Here is a 14,970-nt window from a genome sequence, read left to right as displayed (position 1 = left end):
TTCGACGGCTTTGGATTCCCGCTTAATGAATGATTCTCGCCCTTTTGGCGATTTTGCGCCTTCAGGACTCGCCCGCTGGGTGATCGACCGCACGCGCGGGCTGCCCGAGGGATGGGCCGGCCGCCGGTTGGCCCTGATGCTGCGCCGCCTGGCGATGAAAACCCTGACGGGCCTGCCGCTCGACCTGGAGACCTTCGGCGTCCGCATGAGGCTCTACCCTTATAAGAACGTCTGTGAGCGGCGGATCCTGTTCACCCCCCAATATTTCGACGCTGATGAGATCAGGATCCTGATCTCCCAGATCACGGATGGTTTCACTTTCATCGATGTAGGGTCGAATGTCGGCTGGTATGCCCTCTCCGTCGCGCGGGAGGCGAGGGGTGTTCCGACGCGGATCCTGGCTGTGGAGCCGCAACCGGAGATCTTCGACCGCCTGATCTACAACATCCGCCAAAACCCCTCCTGCACGATCAAGGCCGTGGATTGCGCGGTGGCGGATAAGACCGGCGAACTCACCCTGTTCCTCGATCCCCTCAACCGGGGCGAAGCGAGCCTGAAGATCGTGAACTCAAGCCAGACGGACGCGATTCGCGTCCCGGCTGTGACCATGCTGGAACTTCTGAATCGAGAAGGCCTGGCTCGCGTCGACGCAATCAAGCTCGACGTGGAAGGCGCCGAGGACTTAGTCCTCGACCCGTTCTTCCGGGATGCGCCTGTCTCCCTCTATCCTTCGCTTCTGATCATCGCGAATGTGCCGGAGCGTTGGCAGACCGATGTGGTGAAGCTCCTGAAGAACAAGGGTTACCGGCAGATCCTCGAGACCAAGATGAATCTCGCGTTCGAGCGCTCCTGAAAGCCCAACCCAAATCGGCATTCACCTGAGCCCTCAAAGTCTGGCCTGAAAAGATTAACGCGGGCTTCCCTCCCCCTTGTGGGGAGGACCAGGTGGGGGTGTCGGCGCCAGACCTTCATAGGCGATCGCTCACACCCCCACCTCCAACTCCTCCCCACAAGGGGGAGGAGGGTTGTCAGCGCTTTTCCGGTCAGTCTCTCAGGATTAGGACGTAGGTTTATGAGCCAGCCGTTGGGTAGTTCTATCGCGGCGTCACAATCTCAATCGGCCGGTCGATGACGACTTCCTCCGGTGTAATCCGACAGACATAGGCATATGATTCCACACCGGCCGCCAACGCATGCCGAAAGGCCTTGTCGTAGGCCGGGTCAATGTCGCGGGCCACATCGAAACGCTCGGCATCCATCTGGATGACATAGACGAGGGCTGCTCGGGTTCCCGCCGCCACCATGTCGGCGAGCTCGTAGAGGTGCTTGGCGCTGCGGGCCGCGACACAATCCGGGAACTCGGCGAAGCCTGCCTCGCGCATAAGGTGGCAGTTCTTCACCTCCAGATAGCAGGGCGGCTCGCCCTCCTTTTCGAGCAGGAAGTCGACACGGCTGTTCTTGCCGTACTTCACCTCAGGCCTGACCCGGTCATAGCGGGCGAAGGGCGCAAGGAGTCCCTCCCGCAGGGCTTCAGCAACCAGGAGGTTGGGGCGGGAGGTGTTGATGCCGATCAGCTGGAGCGGACCGCCACCTGCCGCGACTTCTACGAATTCCCAATTGTATTTGAGCTTCCGGTTTGGGTTCGTCGCCCGGGAGAGAAAGACCCGGCTGCCGGGTTCCTTCAACCCCAGCATCGCACCGGGATTGGCGCAATGGGCCGTGACTACCTCGCCGGTGTCGAGCTCGATATCCGCCAGAAATCGCTTGTAGCGCTCGATGAGACGGCCCTCGAGCAGGGTTTCCTGAAAACGCATCAAATTCCAACGCTTGATCGAAGAAACCCTGGTAGCAGGGGAGAAGGCCTGGGTTCAACTGAACCGTTGCTTGAGAATTGCCGTTTCTGACGCTAAAGGCCCTCAAAAGGATCGCTGCACATGGCAATCTCCGTCACGGCTGCCCTTCTCATCATCGGCGATGAGATCCTCACAGGGCGCACCAAGGACAAGAATATCGGCTATATCGCCGAGTACCTGACCGGGATCGGCATCGATCTACGCGAAGTGCGCATCGTGCCGGACGTGGAAGAGGAGATCGTGGCCGCGGTCAACGCCCTGCGCAGCCGCTACACCTATCTCTTCACCACCGGCGGCATCGGCCCCACCCATGACGACATTACTGCGGACTCCGTCGCCAAGGCCTTTGGCGTCGCCATCGGCGTCGACCCGCGCGCAGTCGCCCTGCTGCGGGAGCGCTATCAGCCGCGCGAACTGAACGAGGCCCGGCTTCGAATGGCCCGGATCCCAGAAGGCGCCGATCTCATCGAGAACCCGATCTCCAAGGCTCCCGGCTTTAGGATCGGCAACGTTTTCGTCATGGCAGGCGTGCCGTCGATCATGCAGGCCATGCTCGACATCATCGCGCCATCTCTCCGGACCGGCGCCCGCATGATCATCGAGACCATTGAGGCGGAGGGGCTGGCCGAGGGCATCTATGCCGAGGGCTTGAGCCAGATCGCCTCGTCGAACGACAGCGTTTCCATCGGATCCTATCCCTCGTTCTCGACAAGCGGCTTCCGCAACCAGATCGTCGTTCGTGGCAAAGATCCGGATGCGGTTGCGAAGGCCAGTGCCGCAGTTCGTGAGCTTCTCGGTCGCCTCAAGGGTGACCAAGCGCCCCTATGAGAGTTATCTTCTTCACCCGAACGCATAGAAGAGCAAAACGATGTCCCCGACCTCTCCTAAAGCCTTCCCCGTCTCCTGGGATCAGTTTCACCGCGATTGCCGGGCTCTCGCTTGGCGTCTGGCCTCGGCCGGTCCCTTCGAGGCGATTGTCTGCATCACCCGTGGCGGCCTCGTGCCGGCGGCCATCGTGGCGCGCGAGCTCGACCTGAGGCTCATTGAGAGCGTCTGCATCGCGAGCTATCACGACTACAAGAACCAGGGCGAACTGATGGTGCTCAAGGACGTCGCTCCCTCGATCAAGGCGATCGGTGACGGACAGGGCAAGGGCGTTCTCGTGATTGACGATCTGACGGACACCGGCAAGACTGCCAAGATCGTGCGCGACATGCTTCCCAATGCCCATTTCGCTGCCGTCTATGCCAAGCCCGCCGGACGACCTCTGATCGATACCTTCGTGACAGAAGTGAGCCAGGATACCTGGATCTACTTCCCCTGGGATATGGGCCTGGCCTATCAGGCTCCGATCCGCGAAGGCTCTGCAGGCTGAACGAATAGAGGAGCGCCCGTGGCGGAGTTCGATATCGCGCGGACGCGCAAGAGCCTCTTCAGCGCTCTCCTCGATGCGAGGGATCGGTTCGGCCGGAACAAGGTCGCGCTCGAGGATCTCGAACGCCAACCGATCACCTTTGGCCGCCTTGTCTTGGGTTCGCTTGTTCTCGGGCGCAAGTTGGCGAGCCTGACGGATGAGCGCGAGCCTGTCGGGGTGCTGCTTCCGAACGTCCAGGCCATTGCGGTCACCCTATTCGGGCTCAATGCTTTCGGGCGCGTTCCGGCTTTCCTGAATTTCACGGCCGGGCTCAAGAATCTGAAGGCGGCCTGCGATCTCGCCGAGATCAGGACCATCGTCACGTCCCGCCGCTTCGTCGAGCAGGGTAAGCTCGATGACATCGTCGCGGCGTTGGGGGAGGGACGGCGGATCCTGTGGCTTGAGGACGTTCGCGCGAAGCTGACGAGCCTCGACAAACTGCGCGGGCTGCTCGATTCCTGGATGGCTCGACGCGTTCATGCCCGAGCCAGAGTCGAGCCCGACGATCCCGCCGTCATCCTTTTCACGTCAGGCTCGGAAGGTGTCCCGAAAGGCGTGGTGCTCTCGAATGCCAACCTGATCGCCAATGCCTATCAGGTCAAAGCGCTCGCGGGCGATGTGCTGAAAGATGATGACGTCTTCTTCAACCCTCTGCCGATCTTCCACTCCTTCGGCCTGACGGCAGGGCTCCTGACAGCCGTTCTCAACGGCATGAAGTCGGTGCTCTATCCGAGCCCGCTTCACTACAGGCAGATCCCGAAGCTCGTCGCCGGCACACGGGCCACGATCATGCTCGCGACCGACACCTTTCTGCAGGGTTATGCCCGCGCGGCCGGCGAGAGCGATCTGGCGAGCGTCCGTTACGTCATCGCGGGCGCGGAGCGGGTGAAGGATGAGACGCGCAGGCTCTGGGCCAAGCACGGTACCGTAATCCTGGAAGGCTACGGAGCAACCGAATGCTCGCCGGTGATCGCCGTCAGCCTGCCGGATCGCAACAGGCCGGGATCGGTCGGGCCGATCCTCCCGGGGATCGAATGGCGTCTCGACCTAGTCGAGGGGATCCATGAGGGCGGGCGCCTGCATGTGCGCGGCCCGAACGTGATGAAGGGATACCTCGATTCTGAGGCTCCGGGAGGCATCCGTCCTCCCACCGATGGCTGGCACGACACCGGCGACATCGTCACCGTAGATGACGGGATCGTCACCATCCGGGGGCGGGCGAAGCGTTTCGCCAAGATCGGCGGTGAGATGATATCCTTGGCCGCCATCGAGGCGACCGTTCAGGGATTGTGGCCTGACAACAGCCATGTGGTCGTGGCCATTCCGGACCCGCGAAAGGGCGAGCAAATTGTCCTCATTACGGACAAGGCCGATGCGGATCGGGATATGCTGATTGCTCATGCCAAGACCCAGGGTTTTCCCGAGCTTTGGATGCCCCGTTCCATATTGGTATCCGGTATTCCAGTGCTGGGTTCTGGCAAGACCGATTACGCCGCCGCCGTTGAACTAGCCCGCAGGTTGCAACCGATGCTCTAGGCCCGAGCTCTCGTTTCTTTGAAGAGCAGCCTTAAACTTTGCCGGTAACCAAGCTCGGCTTTCCACGTTGTTCTTTGGACTGTTAGCCCCTATGGCCGGGTCTATCTAAAGGGTTCAGAGATGAGAAGAATTGCTCTTGTTCTGGTCGCCCTGGCCTACACGTCGAGCGCACTGGCTCAGTCCCGGCCCTTTACGCCCAGTATGACCTGCAATCAGGCACGCGGAATCGTGTTCTCGCGCGGCGCCGTGGTCCTTGGCACAGGCACCTACACCTACGACCGCTACGTCCGGGACCGCAGCTTCTGCGAGATCAACGAGACGATCCAGCCCGGTTTTGTGCCGACGAAGGACACGCCTCAATGCCCTGTGGGATATCTCTGCCGGGATGCGGATTATTTCTTCAACGATTAGGCTCTAGCGCGGTCTGTCAGTCTTCCCTGGCAGTGGTGACCCGAGTGGCGCCTGACGTTTCGTCATGTTCTGCGCAGCGTGGCCTAGGCTTGTTGAAATTATGTCACAGTGACTCAGATAAACACTTGCCCTTGCCGAAAATGCTTATCTTTTCAGCACATTGCGAGTCTATTGAGCGGGCTTGGCCTTCGCCTCGGTTGCGTCAGACAGGGGCTTGATTATGGTCACGCTTGTACATGGGTCATGGACTCAGGCATTTTGGAGAAAACCATGAAGCTCGCTAAGAGCCTCTTCCTTGGATCGGTCGCGGGTCTCGCGGCTGTTGCAGGGGCACAGGCCGCCGATCTCCCCGCGAAGAAGGCCGCTGCTGTCGAATACGTGCGCGTCTGCTCCACCTACGGCGCAGGCTTCTTCTACATCCCCGGCACCGAAACCTGCCTCCGCGTCGGCGGCCGTGTTCGCGCCGAGTTCCAGTACCTCGAACCGGTGGATCGTGAAGACGACGCGATCGGTTTCCGTGCTCGTGGCCGCATCCAGCTCGATGCCCGCACCGCCACCGCTTACGGTCTGCTCCGCACCTTCGTGCGCTTCGAGATGACTCGCGACACCGGCGTCTATGGCTTCAGCGCCACGACGGCCAACGTCGATCAGGCTTTCATCCAGTTCGGCGGCCTCACCGCCGGTCGCACCATCTCGTTCTTCATGAACAGCGACCTTCCGAACGAGAACTGGGGTACGCTCCGCTTCTATGATGCCCCGACGGTGAACGCATTCGCCTACACCTTCTCGTTCGGCAACGGCTTCTCGGCCACGCTGGCGATTGAAGAGGGCACCTATGCCACGAGCCTCTTCCCCGAGGGTGGCCAGACGATGCCTGACCTCGTCGCCAACGTGAAATACGCCGGCACCTGGGGTTCGGCTCAGCTCGGCGGCGCGCTCCATCAGCTGCGCAGCGATGTGCTCACCGCCGCTCCGTTCGCTGGCACAATTCCTGACAGCGAGCTCGGCTGGGCCGTTACGGCTCAGGGCTCCGTCAACCTGCCGATGCTTGCCGAGGGCGATGCTCTCTGGCTTGCTGCGACCTATGCGGACGGCGCTCTCGGTTATCTCGGTTTCGATCCCGATGTCGGGGTAGGATCGGCTTCCAGCACGGTTGTCGACGCTTACATCGGCACCGATGGCGACATCAAGACCGGCCGCGGCTGGTCGATTGCCGGTGGTCTGAACCACTACTGGACCCCGACCATCCGTCAGAGCGTCTTCGGTTCGTATGCTCGCGTCGAGTACAGTGCCAATGCTCCGGCCCCTGCAAGCGACTTCAACGAGTGGCGCGCTGGTTCGAACCTGATCTGGTCTCCGGTCTCCGGTCTCGATATCGGTGTTGAAGTTCTCTACTCCAACCTCGACCCGCGCGGCGTCATCGGCAATGACGACGACGACGCTTGGGAAGGCCGTCTGCGCGTTCAGCGCGACTTCTAATCGGCTTGTCCTGATTGAATCGGAAAACCCCGGTGGCAACACCGGGGTTTTCTTTTGGAGTTTGGCCGGTGCATTGCTGCGTCGAAAAGGCTACCTATACGCCCGCGATTGATTGATCGTTCAGTTTCAAAATGATCGGGTAAAGCAATGTCTAAAGCCGTCAGAAATCTGGCTTCCGCTGTCGTTCTTGCCATTGGGTTAACCGGATGCGTGGGAACCGCCGGCGTTTCCACTTGGCAATACCAAGCCGGGCCGGGCTATGAGACGGAGCGTGTCTATGACAGCCGCGTTCAGGCGGATACCAGCCAAGGCTTCACGCGAGAGGCTTGCACGACCGTATCGAGAAGGCGGATCGGTCGATCGAGAAGCGCAGCCGGCGAAGACGTGACTGCCTGTGCTTCCAATTAACCCCGTATACCTTGACCGAAGGAACGAAGGCTCACCTTGACCGTTGGCATGGGGTCAATTCCACCGTCAGGAGAGCATCATCATGAACAACATCATCTGGCTCATCGGGGCGATCGTGGTCGTCCTCGCGATCTTGTCGTTCCTCGGGTTGCGCTAAGCCATTCTAGCGTATGGTGCGGAACCGAAGGCTCACGACAGCGAAAGCGGATTCGGTTCTCCGCCCACTCGATGATCTAGAAACTGCAGGGTGGCTTTCTGCTTGGCGCCCTGCGGTTCCCAATATCCCTTCATGTAACCTCGGTGCTGCAGGGTTATCAGTGAAGAGGCCTATTCCATCAGAACCATGACGACCGACGCGACATTCACGACGGCCAATGCGCCGAGCAATGTCGGAACCAAAGGAATGCCAAGCCGCCGCGCCGCTCGATCGCAGGCGGCTTCGGTATGCGATTTGAGATGAGAACCCTTGATGGCCATGTCTCATCCTCTTTGTAGCCTGACCTTGCGTTAGTTGCACGCCACCATGGACCGCAAATGCGCCGTGTGACGTGTGCTTCCACACATAGCGCAGCCTGCTTTCGTCTTTATTTCAGTGTCGGGTGGCGGCCTTCTGAATCTGCAGAAGCTGTCCCTCGATGGCGCGCATCCGGGTCATCAGGCGATCGAGTTCCGTAAGAAGTTGCTTCTCGTCTTGCTTGGCCTTTTCAACGAGATCCGGGGAAGAGCCATGACGAATGCGCTGAAGGGCATCCGCGAGCTGTCGGTCCAGAAGCCGCATATGGTGCTCCAGATCCAAGAATTCTTGGTGAAGCTGGGTCTCCTTGAACACGGCAGAGGTCTCACATGAGAACAGTCAGTTCCAAGCCTAGGTTACCGCGTGAAGGCGGGTTCCTCTAGGGCAAAAAGAGGTTCCGGCAAATTTCTTAACGGCCAAGCTGAAACAGAGCTCAATGTTCACCGTTCTGTGATGAGGGCCTTCACCCGATGGCCACGCCATCGGGGGATGTGGGTTTTGCATATAGTTTCAAGGCGAACCATTTCGAAGAGCTGCATGACGGGAGGCAGCCTAAGTATTGCGCCTTCTTTATCATGCCGACCACCCGCTTTGCGTTTCCGGGCCGGTCTTTCAATGGTCACAGAGCCTCAAGGGTCGTTGCGCTCGCAATGGGCTCCAAGAACAGTAACCGGATAGAGGAGATGGACGGATGGGAGAGAGGATGGAGCCTTATCGTATAGCCCTCATCGTCGAGGACGATTTTGAAGTCAGGGGCTTAGCGGCAGCACTTCTTGAGGAGACCGACCTCAAGGTCGTGGAGGCGTCGAGCGCGGAAGAGGCGCTGGACTATCTGAAGCAGCATTCCGAGGAGGTCGCGTTCCTGTTTGCGGATGTCCGTCTTCCCTGCCTGATGGACGGTTTGGATTTGGTCCGCTCCGTGCGCCTCAAATGGCCATGGGTTCGGACAGTGCTGACCTCTGGCAAGCCTCTTGATCAGCGGGCCGTTGACGTTCCCCGTGACGTTCGGTTCATGCAGAAGCCCTGGAGAGCGCTCGAAGTCCTGATGGAAGCCGAGAGGGCTGCTCAGGCCTACCGCAGGAACTAAAGCGGTATCAAACAGGCAGACTGGTCTCACTCCCAACGTCTCATCCCAGCTATCCAGCAGAAATCTGGAACCTTGGCGCTTGCCAGGAATTGGCGTCAGCAGTTTGAAAAGGAATTTGACTGATGCCGCATACGTCCATTGCCACAGGCACCTTCTCATCTCGCAAGGAGGCCAATCAGGCCGTTCAGCGTCTGGTGTCTAGTGGGTTTGCCCGCAACAGCATCTCGCTCCGCCATCACGAGGAGGACGACGGATATGACCTGGAAATTCATACCCGCCGCGAAAACCTCAGAAGGGCCGAGCGTCTGATCCACGATTCCGCGCCGTTATACGTTGTGCGGCAGAAAGCGTCCGAAGTGGCCTATGCGGCCAAGTCCTATCCACTCATTCTGTTTGGGGCGGGAATTCTGGCAGGATTTCTGATCTACAATCTTATTCCGCGGGAGGCCACAAACGGCCATTCCGGTCATGGGAGCCGTCGCGGGCGCTGATGGTCATCATTGCGAGAGTGGCTGGGGTCGCACAAGAAGTCGGTCGGACTCCAACTCGTCGTGCGGCAAAGCGGAGCCAGGTTTCACTGACGCAGGTCGCCGGCTCGCACCGGACGAGGCTCTAGCGATCCTAATCCTCTTTGTGGTGCCGGGCTCGTTCCAGTCTCTCCAGCAGCTGCTTGATGCGATCGGGAGCCGGCTCTTTCAGGATATTCTGGTAGTTCTGTTGCAGCTGCCTCCCGAGATCTTTCAAGAGTTCGAACTGACCGGTCGGAGTCAGGCTGTTGGATCCGATGCTCCAACCTCTATGGCTCCCTGCGGCATAAGGATGGTGCCGCTTTGGCATCCACACGCTCCCTCTTTGCTCATCCTTGAGCCTGAGAACGGATAAAATTGGATTGGGTTGCGGTTAAGTTTCTGAAAAAGAAGATTCTTTTGACTAGCGGAGCGTATGCTCCCTACGATGGGGCGAGCTTCCTTCTAGATTGATCGTCGTCTGAAAATCCCACCCCAAAGAATGAGGCGACCGCCGGTCGCATTGGATTCATTCGAACACTGCGCCAAAGCTCGACCTTAAAGACGAAGGCGGGCTGGGTTCATGCGTGAAGTTCTCATGGTCTATCTGTGCGGTGTGATCCTGCTGCTGGCAGTATCGACCACAATCGATGGCGAGGAAGGGATAGGCCTCGACCATATCCTGATCGCTGGCTTCGGCTGGCCGATTCTAACTCCGATCCTGGCCTTGCGAGCCTGGACCAGCCGCTAAGAGGCGCTCTTTTTCGTGCCAGTCGTGACTGGCGCGCTCTTTTCCCTCCGTCAATTATGTTGTTAATCTGAGCCGTAACGTTTGCGGATGAACCAATGGCCAGAGTGATTTTGTCTGCTGCAATCCTCTTGTCGGGGCTCGGCGCTGCCCAAGCCCAGACGAGCTGCTACCCGCGCATAGGCGCCTATAGCGGTCAATATGAAGGCCAATGCCCCAATTCCAGCCTCAAATGGACAGCGGTCGAGAACACAGTCGGGGCTTTTGGACGTAACTGTGGCGATGAGCCATGGACATACAACCGCACGGAGAAGATGTTCTACAATCCGAAGGCCAATGAGAACTTCGCCATGCAGGATTGTCATGCTCCGAACCGTGATCAGCTTATGAGTGCTGTGAGAGCGACCATGAGTACCGACATGGTTCGCCGCTTCCATGAGAACAAAATTCAACGACCTGGGACAACGGCGGAGCAATCGTCCGCTAACCGCTGAAGGCAGTTCAGGATATGAGGAAGAGGACAGTTGAGCGATTGCTCAGCGTGCTTTCGCGCTCATTCCGCTCTGGTACTGTCGATCGTCGCACCAATTCAGGAGTGATCTACACGATCTGAAAATCGGCAGAGGTCATTCTCAATCCTATCGTGAGCTTCGCAAAGGCGACTTGTTCGGTTGCACCAGTGCCATCGGAATCGTAGTAGAGAACGCCGTCGTTGCGATCGTAGACGATACGGTCCGTCACATCGTGGGCGGCATCGCCAGTCCAGAAAGCCGCCGACTTCAAGCGGCCTGTCGAACCGACGCTTGTGAAGATCGTATTCTCGAGCCACACTGTATCGCTCGCAACAGAAAAATCCCGGATCGTGTCGATATTCGTGGTTCCGTTAGGCCTCGCGTAGAACACGAAGGCGTCTTTCCCAGATCCTCCGCGCAGAATGTCGGCACCCCAACCACCATAGAGCCGGTCATCATTGTCTCCGCCGGAGAGGCTGTCATTGCCTGAACTTCCCCACAGGCGATCGTTGCCGTCCTCGCCGAAGATCGTGTCGTTCGCCTGTCCAGCCTTGATCTCGTCGTTGCCGACACCTCCCCGCATGCGATCGATATTCGCGGTGCCAGAGAGCGTGTCATTCACGTTCATGTACTGAAGCTGACCATAAAGGGGCGCCTCCGATCTGCTGACGCCGACTGGAAGACTCGTCCTCCAATCAAGGCCAGCGGTATGAATCACCGAGGAAATGACTGAGTTGCTGTTCAGATCGCCTCCAGAAAACTCTCGAAAAATGTCGAAGCTGTAATGGAGGCCGGCCTTGTCGATGTTGGCTGCGTGTTGGACCATCACTTTCCAAACATCGGTGGCATTCCTTGAGCCGAGGTCGAGCAATGTGCGATGACGGTCTTCCGGCGTGTCAGAGCCTCTTCTGTCGGGTGAAGAAGCAAGATCAGCTCCTGCTAGCGTTCCAAGATCGTCGATGCCCTCGAGGGATCCCCTGATTACCTTCTCGGATAAGATACGACCCCTGGCATCGGTTTCCGTCTTGACGAGATAGAGATGAAAAAGGCCGCTGTCGATGTCTTCGAATTCGAGGGGTTTGGCTTCGATGGCAATGACAGTCGGCATAGATGACTCCTTGAGCAGATCGAACTGCCCCGGTGGCTGCTTTTGTTCCTCCATCATCAACTTTGCTGGGGCTTCGCTGTTCCATGGGGCGCCTGCGCGCTTAGAGCATCGGACCCAAAAGTGGACCCACTTTTGGGTCCGATGCTCCACTCTTTGAAGAGCGCATCGTTCGATGCGGACCCGAAGGGCCGCGTCAGCGAAAACCGGGTCCACTTTTCCGTATGATGCGCTAGCATGGCGCGAACAATCGGATCTGTGTTTTGCCTGATGCGCTTACGATCACGATCGTCACGATCCGTAAGGATACGTGAATTGACCATTGTGCCTGGCGGCGGGAGACTGATGCGTGGCCGACAGCATTGGTTGCTCCCTCTGAGAAACTGAGGCCCCTTTCGGGGCCTCTTTTATTGGGACGGATCTCGGCAAGGGCGTTAAGCTCTGAGGCTCTCCAGAAGCCGCTGATAGGGCTCCCGCCGCTCGCGATACTTCAGGAGCAACTGCTTCTCGATGTATTGCTTCTGCTCACTTTCGATGCCACTGCGGTCGAGATTGAGGATGTCCTCCCCATACTGGAAATCTATATTGGTGAGCGTCCGCGCCACCCAAAGTATCTTCAAGTCATTCTCGGTTATCATGCCTCGCTGTGGCTCGTTCGTGAGGAGCTGTTGCGTCAAAGGTTCTTTGGTGACTGGCATGTTCCCCCTCCAGCCTTCTGAGTCCATGGGGGAATAATATCGTTCCGGCAGCTTCGCCGGCAACGAGTGCAATCTAAGCTTGCGGATTAAGCGCCTGGCCCGGAATTAGTAATCCCAAGGAGGAAGAGAACTCTCAGGCTCATATTCACGTCAAGGAGTCAATCGCCGCTATGAGGGGCCATGCCGCCTGGATCTGAAAATCCTTAACGCAAGCTTTATTCGCCGATGCCCTTAGGGAGTAGCATATACTCCTTAGTGATTAGAACGGTATGTATATCCCTTGATCAAGTCCATTCTTTGAGTGCTGATAGAGGGAGGAGGCTGATGTCGTAGAGTTTATTCAAAAGGGGGCAAGTAATGTTCAAGGAACATTTTCAATCTGACGCAACGTCTGGAATGTCTGCAATTGATCCTGTGGCTGCTTCTACTCAAATTGTAGTAACAAAGTTGCTTTGCGGAAACGCGCTGCTGCAGGCCGGTCTCGAGCAGCTCTTGTCGGCCACCTGCTTCACTGTCCTCAACCCGGCGTCGAGAGGGATCGCGAGGGCGGAAGAACACGCTCAAACGGAACCTGCCCTCTGCATCGTCGATGGCACTGGCTCATCTGAGCAAGCACTCGATTTCATCCAAGACGCCAAGAGGCAGTATCCTGCTGCTCGAGTCGTGGCGATCGCCAATCAGCTCGATTGTCCGATGGTCCAATCGTCAGTCTCTGCGGGCGTCGACAGTTTCTGTCTTGCAACAAGTGCCCGTGAGGTTCTGATCAAGACTCTCGAACTCACGATGCTGGGTGAAAGGATCCTGCCCGGATCGCTCATTCGAAAGCTCCTCAACCAGGAACTCGCGCTTTCCAATTCTGCCGAGATCATCCCACTGGCAGAATGCCGTGCGCCGGATCCGAAAGTTCAGAAGCTTTCACCCCGTGAGACCGTGATCCTGCAATCGCTGATGGGCGGCGATCCGAACAAGGTCATCGCGCGGAAGCTCGATATCACCGAGGCGACGATCAAGGTTCACGTCAAGGCGATCCTGCGCAAGATCGGCGTCGCCAACCGCACTCAGGCTGCCATGTGGGCAACGGGAAATCTCAGAGAGATCGGTCCATCTGCGGGAGAGATGCACGAGGCGCGGCGACTGAGCTGAAATATCACCGGGAACTGCCCTTTGGCGGCTTTCGTCATAAGGGTTTTCAAGAAGGTTCATATGAACGGCAAAGGACCCCAATTCCCGGGTGATCTTATTGAAAAACATGGTTAAAGAGCCTCTGACAGTCTCCTTTGTCGTTCGGGCAGTAGTGTCTGTTGACCTTCTGGTGTGCTTGCCCACAATAGGGGGATGGTCATCCTGGCAATGACGCAAGCAATGCGACAGTTGCTGCTATATTGATACTGACGAGGATAAAAAGCAGCGCAACCGATACGGGAATGCGCCGCGATTCTGGTTTCCCTTCCCTCTGGAGATAGTCCGCTTTCTTCATGGCTTCTTCCTTTCGGCCTTATCAGAGAGGCTGCAAGGTGAAGCAATTTGGCCATTGATGCTGTGAGCTGCTTCACAGCTGCACTTACTTTCTGCGAGGCCGTGAGGGAGAGCGACAGGTTAGGCACCAGGACATGCAGGATGCGATTGTGACTGGGGTACCCATATGCTGCCACGGGCTATCGTGAGAGTATTGCCTAGAGCATCGTGCGTAAGAGTGGATCCACTTTTGGGTTCTACGCTCTAGAGCGCGTTGACATTCAGGCTTTCTACGGACTCGCAAATCTGATTCAAGCTCCTTTTGGGAGCGGAGGCTTGGGTGAGCGGAGTTCGTCTGATTGTGAAAGATCACCAGTGGGACCGGATGGAACCACATTTGCCGGGCAAACGCAGGGATCCTGGCAGAACGGCGGTCAATAGCCGGCTGTTCGTGGAAGCAGTGCTCTGGCTGGCCCGAACTGGGTCACCGTGGCGAGATCTGCCGGAATTCTTCGGCAACTGGAACAGCGCCTTTATTCGCTTCTCGCGCTGGTCCAAGAGCGGCGTCTGGGATCGGCTTTTTGCCGCCATGGCCGATGAGCCCGACTTCGAATACGTCATGATCGACGCAACCATTGTCCGGGCGCACCAGCATGCGGCGGGCAAAAAGGGGGGCCTGAAGCTCATGCGATCGGACGCTCCCGCGGCGGCCTGACCACCAAGATCCATGCTGTCGTCGATGCTCTGGGCAATCCGCTCCGCTTCATCCTGACGCCGGGACAGGCGAGCGATATCACTCAGGCTGAGGCCTTGATCGCTGATCTTCCCGCCGGCCATGTCTTGGGTGACAAGGGCTACGATGCCAAGCCATTGCGGGACCTCATCGAAAGCCAGGATGCCGTGCCGGTCATTCCGCCCAGGGCAACATCGCCGCAAGTCTCCTGCGATTACGCCCTTTATTGCGAGCGCAACCTCGTCGAGCACTTCTTCCTGAAAATCAAGCACTTCAGACGCGTCGCCACCCGCTACGAACAGACCCCACGGGCGTTCATGTCAATCCTGTGCCTCGTCAGCGCGTTCATCTGGACCAAGTGAATGTCAACGCGCTCTAGGTGTTTAATCCCGGCATTTGATGGACCGGGTCAAAGGTGAAGCGTTTGGGCTCCTGTGTCCAGCATTTGCAGATGAACTCGTAGGGTGTGAGGCCCCTGAGGGTCTTCAGCCTTCGGCCGAAGTTGTAAGCC

The 14,970-nt window shown here is 58.1% G+C and carries 19 protein-coding genes and 1 pseudogene; 12 read left to right on the top strand and 8 right to left on the bottom strand.

Features of this window, described 5'->3' with window-relative positions:
- The first annotated feature begins 25 nt into the window (after nt 1–25).
- Complete coding sequence (locus ACS5Q1_RS23195) at nt 26–853, top strand: FkbM family methyltransferase (RefSeq protein WP_473100379.1); 828 nt, start codon at nt 26–28, stop codon at nt 851–853.
- A 241-nt stretch (nt 854–1,094) separates the two neighbouring features.
- On the opposite strand, the gene sfsA is transcribed toward ACS5Q1_RS23195, so the two are convergent.
- Nucleotides 1,095–1,814, bottom strand: coding sequence for a DNA/RNA nuclease SfsA (sfsA, locus tag ACS5Q1_RS23190; protein ID WP_473100377.1), 720 nt, complete (start codon nt 1,812–1,814; stop codon nt 1,095–1,097).
- Nucleotides 1,815–1,934: 120 nt separating this feature from the next.
- Between sfsA and ACS5Q1_RS23185 the strand changes: the two genes are divergently transcribed.
- The 5 genes from ACS5Q1_RS23185 (at nt 1,935) to ACS5Q1_RS23165 (ending at nt 6,693) form a co-directional block, all read left to right on the top strand.
- Nucleotides 1,935–2,681, top strand: coding sequence for a competence/damage-inducible protein A (locus ACS5Q1_RS23185; protein ID WP_473100376.1), 747 nt, complete (start codon nt 1,935–1,937; stop codon nt 2,679–2,681).
- Between the two features lie 40 nt (nt 2,682–2,721).
- Nucleotides 2,722–3,228: a xanthine phosphoribosyltransferase gene (gpt, locus tag ACS5Q1_RS23180; protein ID WP_473100375.1), complete on the top strand. Its 507-nt coding sequence runs from the start codon at nt 2,722–2,724 to the stop codon at nt 3,226–3,228.
- A gap of 18 nt (nt 3,229–3,246) precedes the next feature.
- Nucleotides 3,247–4,803, top strand: a complete 1,557-nt coding sequence (locus tag ACS5Q1_RS23175; RefSeq protein ID WP_473100374.1) for an AMP-binding protein — start codon at nt 3,247–3,249, stop codon at nt 4,801–4,803.
- Nucleotides 4,804–4,923: 120 nt separating this feature from the next.
- Nucleotides 4,924–5,214: a hypothetical protein gene (locus tag ACS5Q1_RS23170; RefSeq protein WP_473100373.1), complete on the top strand. Its 291-nt coding sequence runs from the start codon at nt 4,924–4,926 to the stop codon at nt 5,212–5,214.
- 270 nt (nt 5,215–5,484) lie between these two features.
- Nucleotides 5,485–6,693, top strand: coding sequence for a porin (locus tag ACS5Q1_RS23165; RefSeq protein WP_473100372.1), 1,209 nt, complete (start codon nt 5,485–5,487; stop codon nt 6,691–6,693).
- Nucleotides 6,694–7,428: 735 nt separating this feature from the next.
- On the opposite strand, the gene ACS5Q1_RS23160 is transcribed toward ACS5Q1_RS23165, so the two are convergent.
- Nucleotides 7,429–7,578: a hypothetical protein gene (locus ACS5Q1_RS23160; RefSeq protein WP_203443345.1), complete on the bottom strand. Its 150-nt coding sequence runs from the start codon at nt 7,576–7,578 to the stop codon at nt 7,429–7,431.
- Between the two features lie 112 nt (nt 7,579–7,690).
- Nucleotides 7,691–7,930 (bottom strand): hypothetical protein, encoded by a 240-nt coding sequence (locus ACS5Q1_RS23155; RefSeq protein ID WP_473100371.1) that lies wholly within the window; start codon nt 7,928–7,930, stop codon nt 7,691–7,693.
- Between the two features lie 376 nt (nt 7,931–8,306).
- On the opposite strand from ACS5Q1_RS23155, the gene ACS5Q1_RS23150 reads away from it, so the two are divergent.
- Both ACS5Q1_RS23150 and ACS5Q1_RS23145 read left to right on the top strand, forming a co-directional pair.
- The gene (locus ACS5Q1_RS23150; protein ID WP_473100370.1) at nt 8,307–8,702 is read left to right on the top strand and encodes a response regulator; all 396 of its coding nucleotides are present in this window, start codon (nt 8,307–8,309) and stop codon (nt 8,700–8,702) included.
- Nucleotides 8,703–8,824: 122 nt separating this feature from the next.
- Nucleotides 8,825–9,193 (top strand): hypothetical protein, encoded by a 369-nt coding sequence (locus tag ACS5Q1_RS23145; RefSeq protein ID WP_203443348.1) that lies wholly within the window; start codon nt 8,825–8,827, stop codon nt 9,191–9,193.
- A gap of 130 nt (nt 9,194–9,323) precedes the next feature.
- On the opposite strand, the gene ACS5Q1_RS23140 is transcribed toward ACS5Q1_RS23145, so the two are convergent.
- Nucleotides 9,324–9,539 (bottom strand): NepR family anti-sigma factor, encoded by a 216-nt coding sequence (locus ACS5Q1_RS23140; protein WP_473100369.1) that lies wholly within the window; start codon nt 9,537–9,539, stop codon nt 9,324–9,326.
- 252 nt (nt 9,540–9,791) lie between these two features.
- Between ACS5Q1_RS23140 and ACS5Q1_RS23135 the strand changes: the two genes are divergently transcribed.
- Both ACS5Q1_RS23135 and ACS5Q1_RS23130 read left to right on the top strand, forming a co-directional pair.
- Nucleotides 9,792–9,959 (top strand): hypothetical protein, encoded by a 168-nt coding sequence (locus ACS5Q1_RS23135; protein WP_473100368.1) that lies wholly within the window; start codon nt 9,792–9,794, stop codon nt 9,957–9,959.
- Nucleotides 9,960–10,054: 95 nt separating this feature from the next.
- Nucleotides 10,055–10,450 (top strand): hypothetical protein, encoded by a 396-nt coding sequence (locus tag ACS5Q1_RS23130; protein WP_473100367.1) that lies wholly within the window; start codon nt 10,055–10,057, stop codon nt 10,448–10,450.
- A 106-nt stretch (nt 10,451–10,556) separates the two neighbouring features.
- On the opposite strand, the gene ACS5Q1_RS23125 is transcribed toward ACS5Q1_RS23130, so the two are convergent.
- Both ACS5Q1_RS23125 and ACS5Q1_RS23120 read right to left on the bottom strand, forming a co-directional pair.
- Nucleotides 10,557–11,576, bottom strand: a complete 1,020-nt coding sequence (locus tag ACS5Q1_RS23125) for a M10 family metallopeptidase C-terminal domain-containing protein (RefSeq protein ID WP_473100366.1) — start codon at nt 11,574–11,576, stop codon at nt 10,557–10,559.
- Nucleotides 11,577–12,007: 431 nt separating this feature from the next.
- Nucleotides 12,008–12,271: a hypothetical protein gene (locus tag ACS5Q1_RS23120; RefSeq protein ID WP_473100365.1), complete on the bottom strand. Its 264-nt coding sequence runs from the start codon at nt 12,269–12,271 to the stop codon at nt 12,008–12,010.
- Between the two features lie 693 nt (nt 12,272–12,964).
- On the opposite strand from ACS5Q1_RS23120, the gene ACS5Q1_RS23115 reads away from it, so the two are divergent.
- The gene (locus ACS5Q1_RS23115) at nt 12,965–13,414 is read left to right on the top strand and encodes a LuxR C-terminal-related transcriptional regulator (RefSeq protein ID WP_473100364.1); all 450 of its coding nucleotides are present in this window, start codon (nt 12,965–12,967) and stop codon (nt 13,412–13,414) included.
- Nucleotides 13,415–13,610: 196 nt separating this feature from the next.
- Here ACS5Q1_RS23115 and ACS5Q1_RS23110 read toward each other — a convergent pair whose 3' ends face one another.
- Nucleotides 13,611–13,748 (bottom strand): hypothetical protein, encoded by a 138-nt coding sequence (locus tag ACS5Q1_RS23110; protein ID WP_203443355.1) that lies wholly within the window; start codon nt 13,746–13,748, stop codon nt 13,611–13,613.
- Nucleotides 13,749–14,111: 363 nt separating this feature from the next.
- Here ACS5Q1_RS23110 and ACS5Q1_RS23105 point away from each other — a divergent pair.
- Nucleotides 14,112–14,821 (top strand): IS5 family transposase gene (locus ACS5Q1_RS23105; protein WP_473100413.1). Its coding sequence is split into 2 segments (ribosomal slippage): nt 14,112–14,391 and nt 14,391–14,821, totalling 711 coding nucleotides; the frame shifts between segments, so codons are not numbered across the junction.
- A gap of 13 nt (nt 14,822–14,834) precedes the next feature.
- Here ACS5Q1_RS23105 and ACS5Q1_RS23100 read toward each other — a convergent pair.
- Nucleotides 14,835–14,970, bottom strand: a pseudogene (locus ACS5Q1_RS23100) (IS481 family transposase); the annotation flags it as partial.

Source organism: Microvirga sp. GN3 (assembly GCF_055792825.1).
Note: the sequence above shows the minus strand (reverse complement) of the source record. Positions and strands in the feature narration are given on the sequence as shown.